At 72.2% G+C, this 14286-nt stretch carries 11 protein-coding genes; 1 reads left to right on the forward strand and 10 read right to left on the reverse strand.

The window, feature by feature from the left end:
- Positions 1-679: 679 nt before the first annotated feature.
- The 3 genes from glmS to ACI2LW_RS12660 all read right to left on the reverse strand — a co-directional run bounded on the left by glmS (position 680) and on the right by ACI2LW_RS12660 (position 3906).
- Complete coding sequence (gene glmS, locus ACI2LW_RS12650; RefSeq protein WP_404731183.1) at positions 680-2497, reverse strand: glutamine--fructose-6-phosphate transaminase (isomerizing); 1818 nt, start codon at positions 2495-2497, stop codon at positions 680-682.
- 13 nt (positions 2498-2510) lie between these two features.
- A complete protein-coding gene (locus tag ACI2LW_RS12655; RefSeq protein WP_313748401.1) occupies positions 2511-2768 on the reverse strand; it encodes a hypothetical protein in 258 nt (85 codons plus the stop codon).
- A 115-nt stretch (positions 2769-2883) separates the two neighbouring features.
- Positions 2884-3906, reverse strand: a complete 1023-nt coding sequence (locus tag ACI2LW_RS12660) for a DUF4429 domain-containing protein (protein WP_404731184.1) — start codon at positions 3904-3906, stop codon at positions 2884-2886.
- Positions 3907-3993: 87 nt separating this feature from the next.
- On the opposite strand from ACI2LW_RS12660, the gene ACI2LW_RS12665 reads away from it, so the two are divergent.
- Positions 3994-5640, forward strand: a complete 1647-nt coding sequence (locus ACI2LW_RS12665) for a beta-N-acetylhexosaminidase (RefSeq protein WP_404731185.1) — start codon at positions 3994-3996, stop codon at positions 5638-5640.
- Between the two features lie 144 nt (positions 5641-5784).
- Here ACI2LW_RS12665 and ACI2LW_RS12670 read toward each other — a convergent pair whose 3' ends face one another.
- The 7 genes from ACI2LW_RS12670 to ACI2LW_RS12700 all read right to left on the reverse strand — a co-directional run bounded on the left by ACI2LW_RS12670 (position 5785) and on the right by ACI2LW_RS12700 (position 14284).
- Positions 5785-7602, reverse strand: coding sequence for an IucA/IucC family protein (locus ACI2LW_RS12670; protein ID WP_404731323.1), 1818 nt, complete (start codon positions 7600-7602; stop codon positions 5785-5787).
- Positions 7603-7619: 17 nt separating this feature from the next.
- Positions 7620-8153 carry a GNAT family N-acetyltransferase gene (locus tag ACI2LW_RS12675; RefSeq protein ID WP_404731186.1) on the reverse strand — a complete coding sequence of 178 codons (534 nt, stop codon included), beginning with the start codon at positions 8151-8153 and terminating at the stop codon, positions 7620-7622.
- Entirely contained in the window at positions 8150-9454 is a 1305-nt protein-coding gene (locus ACI2LW_RS12680) for a lysine N(6)-hydroxylase/L-ornithine N(5)-oxygenase family protein (protein ID WP_404731187.1), read from the reverse strand. The genes ACI2LW_RS12675 and ACI2LW_RS12680 overlap by 4 nt, the downstream gene beginning before the upstream one ends.
- Positions 9438-10880: a pyridoxal phosphate-dependent decarboxylase family protein gene (locus ACI2LW_RS12685; protein WP_404731188.1), complete on the reverse strand. Its 1443-nt coding sequence runs from the start codon at positions 10878-10880 to the stop codon at positions 9438-9440. The genes ACI2LW_RS12680 and ACI2LW_RS12685 overlap by 17 nt, the downstream gene beginning before the upstream one ends.
- Before the next feature lie 112 nt (positions 10881-10992).
- On the reverse strand, positions 10993-11886 hold the full coding sequence (locus ACI2LW_RS12690; RefSeq protein ID WP_404731189.1) for a siderophore-interacting protein: 894 nt from the start codon (positions 11884-11886) through the stop codon (positions 10993-10995).
- A 33-nt stretch (positions 11887-11919) separates the two neighbouring features.
- On the reverse strand, positions 11920-12969 hold the full coding sequence (locus tag ACI2LW_RS12695; RefSeq protein ID WP_404731190.1) for an ABC transporter substrate-binding protein: 1050 nt from the start codon (positions 12967-12969) through the stop codon (positions 11920-11922).
- A gap of 154 nt (positions 12970-13123) precedes the next feature.
- Positions 13124-14284: an acyl-CoA dehydrogenase family protein gene (locus tag ACI2LW_RS12700; protein WP_404731191.1), complete on the reverse strand. Its 1161-nt coding sequence runs from the start codon at positions 14282-14284 to the stop codon at positions 13124-13126.
- Positions 14285-14286: the final 2 nt, after the last annotated feature.

The following is a 14286-nucleotide window of genomic DNA, read 5'->3' on the forward strand; positions in this document are numbered from 1 at the left end:
GCGGTTCCAACTTCGGACCACGACGCGGCACCGGCACCCCGGCAGAAGAACTCATACGAGATCTAACGACGGACTACCGGCGCAGGACACTAGCGTTCCCCCTGGCGTTCACTCCGGCGTCCCCCGGGCCCGTTCGCCCGGCGTCCCCCGGGCCCGTTCGCCCGGCGTCCCTCAGGCGCGTTCCCCGGCGTTCGCCCGGCGTCCCTCAGGCGTGTTCCCCGGCGTTCGCCCGGCGTCCCTCAGGCGTGTTCCCCGGCGTTCGCCCGGCGTCCCTCAGGCGCGTTCCCCGGCGTTCGCCCGGCGTCCCTCAGGCGCGTTCCACGGCGTTGCTCCCGCGTCGCCCAGGCCCGGTCCCCCGGCGTTCCTCCGCGCCCCCTTGGCACCCGGAGCCCGTTTCCGGGCGGCCTCGCCGCCCAACTTCCCCCTACTGACGCGTAGATGTGTTCGAGCCCTGGTGCAGGGCATATACCGGTCATCGCATGCGCGCACGCGCGCTGCCTGCCGGGGGGTGACGGCCGCCGGCCCGGGCAGCCGCCGGGCCGGGGAGCTGGGCGGCTCCGGCCCCGCCAAGGAGCGACCCCCTGTGCAGGTGGCACACAGGGGGTCGTTCACGTCCGGCGTCCGGCGGGCGGCGTCCGGCGGGCGGCGGCCCGCTTCCGCCGGGCCGCCTGCCGCTTCACTACTCCACGGTCACGGACTTGGCGAGGTTGCGCGGCTTGTCGATGTCCCGGCCCAGCGCCAACGCCGTGTGGTAGGCGAGGAGTTGCAGCGGGATGCCCATGAGGATCGGGTCCAGCTCGTCCTCGTTCTTCGGTACGACGACGGTCTGGTCGGCCTTCTCCTGCTCCTGGTGGGCGACCGCCAGGATCCTGCCGCTGCGGGCCTTGATCTCCTCCATGGCCGCGCGGTTCTTCTCCAGCAGGTCGTCGTCCGGCACGATCGCGACCGTCGGCAGGGCCGGCTCGATCAGGGCCAGCGGGCCGTGCTTGAGCTCGGAGGCCGGGTAGGCCTCGGCGTGGATGTAGGAGACCTCCTTGAGCTTCAGGGAGGCCTCGCGGGCCACCGGGTAGCCGCGCACCCGGCCGATGAAGAGCATCGAGCGGGCGCCGGCGTACTCCTCGGCCAGCCTCTTGATCTCCTCCTCCTGCTTCAGGATCTCGGAGATCTGCGCCGGCAGCCGGCGCAGGCCCTCGATGATCCGCTTGCCGTCGCGCACCGACAGGTCGCGGATGCGGCCGAGGTGCAGCGCCAGCAGCGCGAAGGCGACACAGGTGTTGGTGAAGCACTTGGTGGACACCACGCACACCTCGGGCCCGGCGTGGACGTAGATGCCGCCGTCGGCCTCGCGGGCGATCGCCGAGCCGACCACGTTGACCACGCCGAGCACCCGCGCGCCCTTGCGCTTGAGCTCCTGCACGGCCGCCAGCACGTCGTAGGTCTCACCGGACTGGGAGACCGCGATGTAGAGGGTGTCGGGGTCCACCACCGCGTTGCGGTACCGGAATTCGGAGGCCGGCTCGGCGTCGGCGGGGATGCGGGCCAGCTCCTCGATCATCTGGGCGCCGATCATGCCCGCGTGGTACGAGGTGCCGCAGCCGAGGATCTTCACCCGGCGCACCGCGCGCGCCTCACGGGCGTCGAGGTTGATGCCGCCGAGGTGCACGGTGGCGAACCGGTCGTCGATCCGGCCGCGCAGCACCCGGTCCACGGCCTCGGCCTGCTCGTGGATCTCCTTGTGCATGTAGGTGTCGTGGCCGCCCATGTCGTAGGAGGCGGCCTCCCACTCGACGGTGGTCGGCTCGGCGGTGGTGCGGGTGCCCTCGGTGGTGTAGGTGCGGAAGTCGTCCGCCGTGAGGGTGGCCATCTCGCCGTCGTCGAGGGTGACTATCTGCCGGGTGTGGGTGACCAGGGCGGCGATGTCGGAGGCGACGAACATCTCCTTCTCGCCGATGCCCAGCACGACCGGCGAGCCGTTGCGGGCGACCACGATGCGGTCGGGGAAGTCGGCGTGCAGGACCGCGATGCCGTAGGTGCCCTCGACCAGGCGGACGGCCGCGCGGACCTTCTCCTCCAGCGTCGAGGCCTCGGAACGGGCGATGAGGTGGGTGAGCACCTCGGTGTCGGTCTCGGAGAGGAACTCCACGCCGTCCGCCTCCAGCTTGCGGCGCAGGTCGGCGGCGTTGTCGATGATGCCGTTGTGCACCACGGCGACCTTGTTGTCGGCCGACATGTGCGGGTGGGCGTTCACGTCGGAGGGGGCGCCGTGGGTGGCCCAGCGGGTGTGGGCGATGCCGGTGGTGCCCTTGAAGCGCGCCGGGACCCTGGCCTCCAGGTCGCGGACCCGGCCCTTGGCCTTGACCATCCTCAGCCCGGTCGCCTTCGGCGAGGTGACCACGATGCCGGCGGAGTCGTAGCCGCGGTACTCCAGGCGCTGCAGGCCCTCCAGGAGCAGCGGGGCGACATCACGCTTGCCGATGTATCCGACGATTCCGCACATATAAAGGTATTCCTCAGCCGTAGACGATGCGGCGCAGCTGCCGGAGGGAGAGCTCCGGTGGCGCCACCGCGCGGTACTTCAGGTCCGCCCCGATCCGTTCGAAGATCTCCGCGTTCACCAGGCCCTGGGCCTGAAGCTCGCGGTGGCGGCGACGGACGAACTCCTCGGTCGTCTCGTCGAAGTAGGCGAGCACGTCCTGGATCACCCGCAGCGCCTCGCCCCGGTTCAGGGGCGTGGAGCGCGTCAGATGATCAACGAGTTCGTCGTGCACCCGGTGGATTCTGGGGCACGGGCGACTCTTGTGCAAGAATCCTGCCCGATTTCGGGCAGGGAGTGTGGGGATTCTCCCATGAACATCTGTTCGCACACTGTCCCCGCCCGCGTTCTCACATGCGCCGCAGGACCGCCTGCTTGGCCAGGCTGAACTCCTCGTCGGTGAGCACCCCCGTCTGGTGCAGCTCGCCCAGCTCCCGCAGCCGCCGCAGCAGCGCGTCGTGGTCGTGCTCGGCGGCGGACGCGAGCCGGGCCGGCTCGCCGGGCCGTACGCCGCCGTCCGTCGGCGCACCGTCCGCCGGCGCACCCTGCGCAAGGGCGCCCTGCGGAACCGCGCCGCGGGGAGCGGGAACGGGAACGCCGTCGCCCCCCGCGCCCCGTACGCCGTCGCCCCGCACGCCCCCCGCGCCGTCCTGCCGCGGCTGCCCGGCCGGCGCCGCGGGATGCGGCAGCCGGGCCTGCACCGCCGCGGCGACCAGGGCCATCAGCGGGTCCTTCTTGAAGCCCCACAGCTCCACCGCGTTGGGGTCGTACTTGGGCGGCGCCTGGGTGGGCGTGTTCCCCACCGTCAGGCGCAGGTACCCGTTGTCCAGCCCGGCGGCCGGCAGCCACTCCACCGCGGTGATGTCGCGCAGCGCGAGGGCGCGGGGCCCGGCGGCGGCCTTGGCCTCCTCCGTCTTCCAGTTCCACTCCAGCCGCACGTACTCGCCGTCGAAGCTCGCCGTGCCGTCCCCGGCGGACACCGACAACGGCACCGCGGGACCGGGCAGCAGATACTCCGTCACCGGGTCGGCGGGCACCGCGTCCAGCAGCAGGGCGGAGCGCACCTCGTCGACGAAGTACTCGGCGACGCCGTAGCGGTCGGCCTCGACGACCAGCTGGTAGGGGTCGTGGGGCTCGGTCAGCCGGCCGCCGGTCGCCAGCAGCAGCGGGTCGGCGCCCTCGCGCAGCCGCAGCCTCAGCCGCCCCGACCGCTTCCCCTGCTCCAGCGAGATGCCCGCCAACGCGCCCAGCGGCACCACGACTTCACCCAAAGTGCGGCGCAGCAGGCTGACGTTCTTGTCCCGCCCTGGTATCAGCCGGAGCGTGTCGCCGTCGAACGTCCACGTACCGTCCTTCTGGATGATTTCCGCCATGGGGGGATTGTTTCACCGCCCGTGCGAGAGAGTGGTCTATACCGTCGGGGCCCATCGGGTCCCGAACCGAGTGTGAAGGGAGCGCATGTGAGACGGCACCACAGCACGACTCCCCGCGGACCGCGCACCACCCGGACGTCCCGCGCCCTCGGCGCGCTGCTGCTCGTGGCGGCGTCCGGCGTCCTCGCCGCCGGCGCCGCGCCCGCGGCGCAGGCGGGCCAGAACGGACCCGCCGGCCGGGCGCGCGCCGCGACCCCGCTGGACCAGGTGATCCCCGCCCCAGCCTCCGTCCGGGCGGGCGGGGCCCCGTACCGCATCACACCCGCCACCCGTATCCGCGTCGACGGCACCCGCGAGGCCCGCCGTGTCGGCGACTACCTGAGCGGCATCCTGCGCCCCTCGACCGGCTACCGGCTGCCCGTCACCACGCACGGCCCCGCGGGCATCCGGCTGCGGCTCGCCGACGGCCCGTTCGGCGCCGAGGGCTACCGGCTCGACAGCGGCGCCCGCGGGGTGACCATCACCGCCCGCGAGCCGGCCGGGCTGTTCCACGGCGTGCAGACGCTGCGTCAGCTGCTGCCCCCGGCCGTGGAGAAGCGGTCCGTCCAGCCCGGGCCGTGGCCGGTGGCGGGCGGCACCGTGCAGGACAGCCCGCGCTACGCCTACCGGGGCGCCATGCTGGACGTCTCCCGGCACTTCTTCACCGTCGCGCAGGTGAAGCGCTACATCGACGAACTGGCCCTCTACAAGGTCAACAAGCTGCACCTGCACCTCAGCGACGACCAGGGCTGGCGCATCGCCGTCGACTCCTGGCCGCGCCTGGCCGCCTACGGCGGCTCCACGCAGGTCGGCGGCGGTCCTGGCGGCCACTACACCAAGGCCGACTACAAGGAGATCGTCCGCTATGCCGCCTCCCGCTACCTGGAGGTCGTCCCCGAGATCGACATGCCCGGCCACACCAACGCGGCCCTGGCCTCCTACGCCGAGCTGAACTGCGACGGCAAGGCGCCGCCGCTCTACACCGGCACCCAGGTCGGCTTCAGCTCGCTGTGCGTGCCCAAGGAGATCACCTACGACTTCGCCGACGACGTCCTGCGGGAGCTGGCCGCCCTCACCCCGGGCCGCTATCTGCACATCGGCGGCGACGAGGCCCACTCCACCAGCCACGACGACTACGTGAAGTTCATGGACCGGGTGCAGCCGATCGTCGCGAAGTACGCCAAGACGGTCGTCGGCTGGCACCAGCTGACCGGCGCCACCCCGGCCAAGGGCGCGCTCGCCCAGTACTGGGGCCTGGACTCCACCGGCGCGGCGGAGAAGGCACAGGTGGCGCGGGCCGCGCAGAACGGCACCTGGCTGGTGCTGTCCCCGGCCGACCGCGTCTACCTCGACATGAAGTACACCAAGGACACCCCGCTGGGGCTGGCCTGGGCGGGCTACGTCGAGGTGCGGCGGTCCTACGACTGGGACCCCGGGAGCTATCTGCCCGGGGCGCCCGCGTCCGCCGTGCGCGGGGTCGAGGCCCCGCTGTGGTCGGAGACCCTGTCCACCTCCGCCCACATCGACTACATGGCCTTCCCCCGGCTGCCGGGCGCGGCCGAGCTGGGCTGGTCGCCGGCGGCCACGCACGACTGGGACGCCTACAAGGTGCGGCTCGCGGCGCAGGCGCCGCGCTGGGACGCCCTGGGCATCGGCTACTACCGGTCGCCGCAGGTGCCCTGGCCGGGCAACTGACCGGCCGGCCGGGCACCTGACGGGCTCGGGCAGGAAGGGCGCCCCGGAGGACCGTACTCCGGGGCGCCCGCCCGCCCGCGGGACAGCGGTGACCACCGCCCCCTGGGGTGCGGTCGCCACCGCCCGTCCGCGGGGCAGCGGTGGTCACCGCCCGGCGAGGGGGTTCTCCAGGGTGCCCGCCAGCTGCAGCGCGCTGGAGGGGTCGGTGAGGTCCACCATCTGCCGGTTGTCGCGCAGCTGGAGCCGGTTGAGGCAGGACAGCGCGAACTCGGGGGCGAACAGGTCGTAGCGGCGGAACCGGTCGCCGAGTTCCGGCACCGACTCCTGGTACGCGCGCACCACCTCGGCGACCGTGTCCCAGAAGCCGTCCTCCTCCAGGGTCCCCGCCGCGGCCAGGTGCGCGGCCAGGAAGCGGAAGAAGCAGTCGAAGACGTCCGTGAACAGGGACAGGAGCTTGTGCTCCTCGGGGATGTCGACGCGGATGCGCGCCACCTCCGGTGGCAGTGGGGTCCGCGGGTCCAGCACCGCGATCTCCTCGGCGATGTCCTTGAACACCGCGCGCCGTACCGCCCCGTCCGCCAGGACCAGCACGACGTTCTCGCCGTGCGGCATGAAGACCAGGCCGTGGGCGTAGAAGCTGTGCAGCAGCGGGGTGAGGTAGGCCCGCAGATAGCGCCGCAGCCATTCCCGCGCCGGCAGGCCGGACCGCTCGACCAGGGCCGCGGCGAAGGAGCCGCCCTCGTGGTCCAGGTGCAGCAGCGAGGCCATGGTGGCCAGGGACTCGCCCTCGCGCAGCGAGGGCACCGGGCTCTCCCGCCACAGCGCCGCCAGCATCTTCCGGTACGGCGAGTGGCGGCCCGTGGCCGCCTCGTACTCCAGGTGCCGGTAGCCGACCGCCGCCCGCTCCCGGATGACCGTCAGCCCCGTGGCTCTCAGCACCGGGTCGTCCTCGATCAGCCGGGCCAGCCAGTCGTTGATGGCCGGGGTGGCCTCCATGTACGCGGCCGACAGCCCGCGCATGAAGCCCATGTTGAGGACCGACAGGGCGGTCTTGACGTAGTGGCGGCGCGGGTGGGAGACGTTGAAGAAGGTCCGTACGGACTGCTGGGCCAGGTACTCGTCGTCGCCCTCGCCCAGGCACACCAGCCGGCGGCGGGCGACCTCGGCGGCGAAGGTGACCGACAGCTTGTTCCGCCACTGCCAGGGGTGGACCGGGACGAGCAGGTAGTCGTCGGGGTCCAGCCCCTGGGCGCGCAGCCGTCCGGCGAACCGCGTGAGCGTGGCCTCGCCCAGCTCACCGCGCAGGAAGGACGCGTACTCGACGCCGGTTCCGGCGGTGAACGCCGCCCGGGAGCGGTGCGCGGCCAGCCACACCAGCCGTACCGGGTGCGCGGCCTCGGGGGCGTAGGACAGGTACTCGTCGCTGCCGAAGCCGAGCCGTCCGTTGTTGGCGACGAAGCACGGGTGGCCCTCGGTCATGCCGGTCTCGATCGCCTGGAAGTCGTCCGAGTACGCCAGTTCCCCGGCGGTGACCGGGGGCTTGGCGAGCTTGTAGCAGGTGCCGGCGAGGGTGGAGGAGATCTCCTCCAGATAGACCGGCAGGATCTCGTCGCTCAGGCCGAGGGAGGCCCTGAAGTCGAGCACGAAGTCCAGGGCGGACGGCGCGGTCCCGGGCCCGCCCTCGCCCTCGCCCTCGCGGGTGATCGAGGCGGGGTCGACGTCCCAGTGGTCGAGGGCGCGGCGGACGGCGGTGAAGCGGTAGCGGGTCCGGCCGTCGTCGCCGCGGACGGCGTACCCGCCGTCGTCCTGCCGCTCGGGTGTGATCAGCCGTTCGTGGGCGAACTCGGCCAGCGCCTTGCGCACGAGCAGCCGGTTGGCGGTCTCCCAGCGCCCGGGGGACAGGTGGGACACGGCGTCGGCGGGGTGCGGGGCGGAGGTGATGGAGTGCGGGGTGGAGGTCATGGGGCGCGGGGCGGAGGTCATGCGGTCACCGCCCGGCGGAACTGCTCGCGGGTGCAGAAGCTCAGCAGCGCCCGCTTCTCCGGCTTGCGGATCTCGCGCTCCGGAACGAAGCCGACGGCCGCGTTGAGGGCGTGCACGGCCGTGTTGCGCACGTCCGGTTCGACCACGACCCGCGTCACCGCCGGGTCCTCGAACAGGTGCCGCAGCACGGCGGTGATCACGGCCCGGGTGAAGCCGTGCACGGGAGTGTCGGTGGGCGCCACCAGGAAGTGCATGCCGACGTCTCCCGGCCGCGGCTCGTACAGCCCCGCCAGTTCGCGGTGGGCGGGGTCGTAGCGCTCCATCAGGAAGGCGGGGACGCCGTCGTGCAGGCCGAGGAGCGCGTGGTGGTGCTCGTCGGCGGCGATCTCCCGGTAGACGCGCTCGACGTCCTCGACCCCGGCGTCCCGCATCATCCAGAAGGCCGCCTTGGGGTGGGTGACCCAGCCGTGCAGCAGTGCGGCGTCCCCCGGCGGGTCCAGCGGGCGGAAGGTGAAGGCCGGGGCGCTCATACGGCGAACTCCTGGAAGGCGATGGTCTTCTCGACGGGGTAGTACTCGGTGCCGAGCAGCTCACGGATGATGCAGGCGTTGCGGTACGGGCCCATGCCCAGGTCGGGGGAGGTGACGCTGTGGGCGTGGACGCCGCCGTTCTGCAGGAAGATCCCCCGGCCGGTGACGTCGACGGCGTAGTTGCGGCCGATGTCGAAGTTGCCGTGCGCGTCGTGGCGCAGGCGGTGGCGGACCGGCTTCAGGAACTCCGGCTCGGTGTAGCGGTAGCCGGTGGCCAGGACCAGGCCCTCCGAGCGCAGCGCGAAGTCCTTGCCCTGCTCCTCCTGGCGGAAGGTGAGGGTGTAGCCGCCGTCGTCGTACGACGCCCCGGTCAGGGCCGAGTTGGTGAGCAGGCGGGTGGGGGCCGGGCCGGTGAGCCGCTTGCGGTACAGCAGGTCGAAGATCTCGTCGATCAGGGCGCCGTCGATGCCCTTGTACAGGCCCTTGTGCTGCTCGGCGAGGCGGTAGCGGGTCGGCTCGGGCAGCGCGTGGTAGTAGTCGACGTAGTCCGGGGAGGTCATCTCCAGCGTGAGCTTGGTGTACTCCAGCGGGAAGAAGCGCGGGGAGCGGGTGACCCAGTTCAGCCGGTAGCCGTGGACGTCGATCCCGCCGAGCAGGTCGTGGTAGATCTCGGCGGCGGACTGGCCGCTGCCCACCAGGGTGATGGACCGCATGCGCCGCAGTTCGTCCCTGCGGTCCAGGTAGCGGGAGGTGTGCAGGCCGGCGCCGCCGTCCGGCAGGCCGCGGCAGGCGGCGGGGACGTGCGGGGAGGTGCCGGTGCCGAGGACCAGCCGGCGGGCGCGGTAGGTGTCCCCGGTGTGCGTGCGCACGGCGTACAGCTCGTCGCCCTCGTCGTACGTCACCTCGGTGACCGTGGCGCCGAAGCGGACGCTGTCCAGGCGGGCCGCGGCCCAGCGGCAGTAGTCGTCGTACTCCACGCGCAGCGGGTAGAAGTTCTCCCGGATGTAGAACGGGTACAGCCGGCCCTTCTCCTTCAGGTAGTTGAGGAAGGAGTACGGGGACGTGGGGTCGGCCAGGGTGACCAGGTCGGACAGGAACGGCGTCTGCAGATGGGCGCCGTCCAGGAACATCCCCGAGTGCCACTCGAAGCCGGGCTTGGACTCCAGGAAGAGGCCGTTGAGTTCGGCGATCGGCTCGGTCAGGCAGGCCAGGCCGAGGTTGAAGGGACCGAGCCCGATCCCCACGAAGTCGTACACGTCGTACACGGTGTTCACGGGGCGGGCTTCAGGACGCGCGGTCAAGGGACTCTCCCAGGTACTGCTCGGCGTGGCCGGCGATCAGGTCCAGGACGGCGGCGAGGTCGGCCGCCCTGGTCTCGGGGTTGAGGAGGGTGAACTTCAGGTAGTGGCGGGCGCCGACCTTGGTGCCCGCCACCACGGCCTCGCCGGAGGCGAACAGGGCCTTGCGGGCGTGCAGGTTGGCGCGGTCGGTCACGGCCGGGTCGGTGGGCGCGGCCGGGACGTAGCGGAAGACCAGGGTGGACAGGGCCGGCTCCACGACGACGTCGAAGCGCGGGTCGGCGGCCAGCAGCCGGTGTCCCTCGGCGGCCAGGTCGCACACCTCGTCGAAGAGGCGGCCGACGCCGTCGGCGCCCATCACGCGCAGGGTCATCCACAGTTTCAGGGCGTCGAAGCGGCGGGTGGTCTGCAGGGACTTGTCGACCTGGTTGGGGATGCGCTCGGCGGCCGTGGAGCGGGGGTTGAGGTAGTCCGCGTGGTAGGTGGCGTGCCGCAGGGTCGCGCCGTCCCGGACCAGCACGGCGGACGAACTGACCGGCTGGAAGAAGGACTTGTGGAAGTCCACGGTGACGGAGTCGGCGCGCTCGATGCCGGCCAGCAGATGGCGGCGGGTGGGGGAGGCGAGCAGGCCGCAGCCGTAGGCCGCGTCCACGTGCATCCAGGCGCCGGAGCGGGCGCACAGCTCGGCGATCCCCGGCAGCGGGTCGATGGCGCCGAAGTCGGTGGTGCCGGCGGTGGCGACCACGGCCATGGGGACCAGGCCGTCGCGGCGGCAGCGCTCCAGCTCGTGGGCGAGCGCGACGGTCCGCATCCGCCGGTCCTGGTCGACGGGGACGGCGACCACCGCGTCCGGGCCGAGGCCCAGGAGTTTCGCCGACTTGCGCACGCTGAAGTGGCTGTCCTCGGAGGCGAGGATCCGCAGCCGCGCCGCGTCGTCCGTCTTGGCCTCCTCGCGGGCCAGCAGCAGCGCCTGGAGGTTGGACTGGGTGCCGCCGGAGGTGAACACCCCGTCGGCGGCGGCGCCCAGCCCGATCCGGGCGGCGGTCCAGCCGACCAGCCTGCGCTCGATCAGGGTGCCGCCGGCCGACTGGTCCCAGGTGTCCAGGGACGAGTTGACGGCGGACAGCACCGCCTCGCCGAGCACCGCGGGGATGACGACCGGACAGTTGAGGTGGGCGACGTAGCGCGGGTGGTGGAAGTAGACGGCGTCCCGGAGGTAGACCTCCTCGAGTTCGTCGAGGGCGGCGGCGGTGTCGCCCAGCGGCCGGTCGAGGTCGATCCGGTCGATGCGGGGGGCGAGTCCGCCGGGCGTGATGCCGGTGAACGGACGGCCGGTGGCGGCGAGTCGGGCGGCCACCCGCTCCACTCCTTCGGTCACCGAGCGCCGGTAGTGCTCGGCGGTGAGGTCATTGAGCAGGTGCGAGCGCATGTGGGGTCCTCCGAGATCATGTTACTTAGGTTAGCCTAACCTAACTTCACTGGATCGAGGCATGCCTGTGCCCTGGCCGGCCGGCCTCACCGCGGGGGAGTCGTTCAGGCGGTCACTCCGCCGCGCGCAGCTGTTCCTCCGTCAACCCGCGCCGCCAGTAGCCGACGAAGGTGACACGGCGGCGGTCGATCCCGCCCGCGCCGGTGAAGTGGCGGCGCAGCGCCCTCACCCGCCCGGACTCGCCCGCGAGCCATACGTACGGCCGCTCGGCGGCGGTCGGACCGGCGGCGAGGACGGGGTCCGCGTCCGCCGGGTCCACGTCCAGGGGATCCGTGTCCGCCGGGTCCACGTTCGCCGCGTCCGCCTCCGCGGGGGTTCCGTCGCGCCGTACCAGCCAGGTGATCTCCGCGTCCGCGCGCGTCGGCACGTCCTGGATGTCGCCGGCGTGCGGCACCTCCAGCCAGGCGCGCACCCGTGTGCCGGGCGGCAGGGACTCGAGGATCGCGGTCGCGGCCGGTACGGCGGTGTCGTCGCCCCACATCACCACGAGGCCGGTGTCCTCGGGCGGGCGGAAGCGGACCGCCCGGTTGTCCGCGACCGCGGGGCCGATCAGCAGCACGCGGTCGCCGGGGGCGGCGTGGGCGGCCCAGCGGGAGGCGGGGCCGGGCGGGCTGTGCAGGGCGAAGTCGATGTCGATCCCGGTGGTGACGCCGACGGCGTCCCGGTGCAGCGCGCGCAGGGTGTACGAGCGCATCACCGCCCGTACGTCGTCGGGCAGTTCGCGCCAGCCCTGCCACCAGCCGTCGCCCAGTTCCACCGGAACCACGGGTTCGGTCTGGCCGGGGTGCGGCAGGAAGAGGGAGAGGGACTGGTCGCGTCCCAGGGAGCGGAAGGCGTGGAGGTCGTCCCCCGCGAAGGTGACCCGGACGAACGACGGGCCGAGCCGCCTCGTCCGTACGACCTGCAGGGAGAAGAAACGGAACGGGGCGGCCACGGCCGTCGTCATGGGTGCTCCTTCGAGGAAACCTTGTCGGGCGGGTCAGGAGACCTTCTTCGCGCTCTCGATCGCCTTGGCGAGGTCCTCGAGCAGCGGGGCGCACTTGTCGTAGGAGAGGATCGGCTCGGGGTTGCGGGCGATGACCTGGCCGGCCTTGACGGCGGGCAGCTTCTTCCAGGTGCCCTCGGTGATCCCGGCCGGCTGGATGGCGGAGGTGCGGTTGTCCATCATGATGATGTCCGCCGCGTACTTGTCGACGTTCTCCCAGCTCAGGGACTCGTACCAGCCGCCTCCCTGGGCCTTGGCCTGCTCCGGCGGCTCGACGAAGCGCACGCCGAGCGCCTTGAAGTACTCCAGGTCGACGGAGAGGTTGGTGCCGGAGACGTAGAACAGGTCCTGGCTGGCGGAACCGGCCATCACCTTGATGTCCGGCTTGGCCCTGGCGGCGGCGCGCAGCCGGGCGGCGGCGTCCTCGAAGCGCTTCCTGGCCTGCTTCACCTTCTCCGAAGTGACGTCCCCGCCCAGCGACTTGGCGAGCGCGAGCATCCGCTCCAGCGGCTCGGTCAGCCGGCGGTCGTAGACGGAGATCCCCACGCTCGGGGCGCCCACGGCGAGGATCTTCTTCCTGGACTCCTCCGGGACGTACCAGAGGGTGCCGGCGGCGTCGAACATGGTGGAGATGAGGACGTCGGGGGCGAGGGCGGCGTACTTCTCGATGTTGAACTGGCCCCACTCGTTGCCGAGTACGGTCACCTTGCTGACGTCCATGTCGCCGGCCTGGACGTCGGCCTTGCCGTCCTTGGTCCTGGTCGGGCCGAAGACGCCCTTGACCGGCACGCCGTAGTCGTGGAGCGCGGCGGCGACCCCGACGAAGGCGACGATGTTCGATGGTGTCCGGTCGGCCTTGGCGGTCCGGCCGCGGTCGTCCTTGAAGGACCAGGGACCGGACTTGGCGGCGGCCGTCCCCTCGCCCCGGCCGCCGCTTTTCCCGTCGCCGCCGCCGCAGGCCGCGAGCGCGGCGCCGAGGCCGAGGGCGCCGCCCGCGGCGAGGAGGCCGCGGCGGGAGAGCTGTGGGGCACGGGACTTGGGCATGGGCATGACTGCTTTCGAACGGGGCGGAGAGCCCGCCGGACAGGTCTGAAGGTAGGTTAGCCTAACCTCAGTTCCTGTCCAGGGTGCGGGTCTCCGCGCCGCGCCGCCCGGGTGGCGGCCCGTCAGCCCGTCAGCCCGTCAGGCCGTCAGGCCGTCAGCCCGTCAGGCCCAGCTCCCTGGCGATCAGCATCCGCTGGACCTCGCTCGTGCCCTCGCCGATCTCGAGGATCTTGGAGTCGCGCCACATGCGCGCGACCGGGTACTCGTTCATGAAGCCGTAGCCGCCGTGGATCTGGGTGGCGTCGCGGGCGTTGTCGACCGCGATCGTGGACGAGTACAGCTTCGCCAGCGCCGCCTCCTTCTTGAACGGCTCGCCGGCCACCAGCCGGTAGGCCGCGTCCCGCCAGGCCAGGCGCGCCGTGTGGGCCCTCATCTCCATGTCCGCGATCTTGAACTGGATGGCCTGGTTGGCGCCGATCGGCCGGCCGAAGGCGCGCCGCTCCTTGGCGTACTTCACCGACTCGTCCACACAGCCCTGGGCCAGGCCCGTGGCCAGCGCCGCGATGGCGATCCGGCCCTCGTCGAGGATGCGCAGGAACTGCGCGTAGCCGCGGCCCTCCTCACCCAGCAGGTTCGCCGCCGGCACCCGCACGTCGGAGAAGGACAGCTCACGGGTGTCCGAGGCGTTCCAGCCCACCTTGGAGTAGGCGGGCGCCACGGTGAAGCCGGGGGTGCCGGACGGGACGATGACCGCGGAGATCAGCGGCCTGCCGTCGGGCTTGCGGCCGGTCACCGCCGTGACCGTGACCAGCCCGGTGATGTCCGTGCCCGAGTTGGTGATGAAGCACTTGCTGCCGTTGATCACCCACTCGCCGGTGTCCGGGTCCAGCCGCGCCGTGGTGCGGGTGGCGCCCGCGTCCGAGCCGCCCTCCGGCTCGGTCAGGCCGAACGCGCCGAGGATCTCGCCCGAGCACAGCCGCGGCAGCCAGGTGCGCTTCTGCTCCTCGGTGCCGAACAGATGGATCGGCATGGCCCCCAGCGAGACCCCGGCCTCCAGGGTGATGGCGACCGAGGAGTCCACCCGGGCCAGCTCCTCCAGCGCGATGCCGAGCGCCAGGTAGTCGCCGCCCATGCCGCCGTACTCCTCCGGGAACGGCAGCCCGAACAGGCCCATGCGGCCCATCTCGCGGACGATCTCGTACGGGAACTCGTGCCGCTCGTAGAAGTCACCGATCTTCGGCGCCACGACGTCGTGGGCGAACTCCTCCACCGTGCGGCGGAGTTCCTCGAGCTCGGGGGAGAGTCGGTGGTCCATGG

The sequence above is a fragment of the Streptomyces sp. NPDC004065 genome (assembly GCF_044903565.1).
In the GTDB taxonomy this organism is placed as follows: domain Bacteria; phylum Actinomycetota; class Actinomycetes; order Streptomycetales; family Streptomycetaceae; genus Streptomyces.